2 pseudogenes are annotated in these 1,324 nt (G+C 62.8%); both read right to left on the bottom strand.

The window, feature by feature from the left end:
• Positions 1-122: 122 nt before the first annotated feature.
• Positions 123-674: pseudogene (locus tag FFS25_RS13285) on the bottom strand (transposase); the annotation flags it as partial.
• A gap of 250 nt (positions 675-924) precedes the next feature.
• Positions 925-1,218: pseudogene (locus FFS25_RS13280) on the bottom strand (integrase core domain-containing protein); the annotation flags it as partial.
• Positions 1,219-1,324: the final 106 nt, after the last annotated feature.

The following is a 1,324-nucleotide window of genomic DNA, read 5'->3' as shown; positions in this document are numbered from 1 at the left end:
TTTTTTTGTACAATGGTAAGACGGCACATGTGATCTGGTATGGCTGCGTTGGATTTGTGATATGTATGAGCGAGCGACCCGCGGCGGGGGGTGGGGGTAGGGTCGGTTCCTAAAGGGGCTCTTCACAATCGAGGGTGTAGTTGGGGTCTGAATCCGCCGGTCTCGAGTAGGGATCTGGCGATGTAGTTGGTCAGGTTCCGAAAGCCCAGTGCCAGTCCGCGCAGGTGCTCCAGTCGTCCATTGATCGCCTCGGTAGGCCCATTCGATGTGCCGGGACGCTCGAAGTAGGCCAGCACGTCCACGGCGCGTTTGTTCAGGGTTCGGCCCAGGGTGACGACCTCGCTCAGGCCGTCGGGTATGCCCTGGGCGAGGGAGGCGATCAGCTCGGCCATTGCCGCCCGCCCCTTACTGCGGTCGGGCTCGCGGTAGGCAGCGATCATGCGCTGGTAGACATCCCACGTGACCTCCACCGGGAGGTGCCTCTCGTCGGCGAAGAGGTCATCCAGGCGTGCGGCTTGTTTCTCGGTCAGCAGACTCGTTCCGGTGTGCAGGGTGCGCCGGGAGCGGTAGAGCGGGTCGCCCTTACGGCCTCGTCGTGCCTTGGTGGCCCGCTGGACCCGTCGCCGGCACGAGTCGAGGGCCTCACCGCCCAGGCGCACCACGTGGAAGGGATTATCCGGACGTCCGGATAACGCCTTTTATGCCGACGTCGTGGTTATGTCGATGTCGCTGTGATCGGGCCTGGCGGGGAGGGGGATCGGGTCGAGGAGGTCGGCATAACTGGTCAGCGCGCGAGGACGCTGTTGCCTTCGGTCCTATCGAAGGGAGCACGATCATGCACAGCACTCCTGACCCATCGCAGGTTCGGTTCACTGGCCCGCTGGCACCGTATGGGACTGCTGCACGGATAGGTGACAGGTTGGGTCACGCAGCCTGAGTGGCTGGTGTGGTCATGATGGTCTCGTACTCGATGGGGGTCAATCCGTCTCGGGCGTCTTGTCGCCGACGGCGGTGGTAGGTCCGTTCGATCCAGGTGACTATCGCGATCCGCAACTCTTCGCGGGTGGCCCAGGCGCGGCGGTCGAGGACGTTCTTTTGCAGCAGGGCAAAGAACGATTCCATGGCCGCGTTGTCGGCGCTGGAGCCGACCTGACCCATCGACCCGACGAGGTCGTGACGCTTCAATGCGCGGACGAATTTCCGGGATCTGAACTGACTGGGTTCAACTGGTCGATGCAACACCGGCTTGTTCCAGCAACAGTAGTTCTTCGTTGAAGGCTTCTTCTGGGGTCTTCCAGCCGAGGGCCTTGCGGGGTCGGGTGTT

The organism is Kocuria sp. 2SI, from assembly GCF_005502825.1.
In the GTDB taxonomy this organism is placed as follows: Bacteria; Actinomycetota; Actinomycetes; order Actinomycetales; family Micrococcaceae; genus Kocuria; species Kocuria palustris.
The sequence above is the reverse complement of the archived record's forward strand: the minus strand, read 5'-3'. Positions and strand labels throughout refer to the sequence as shown.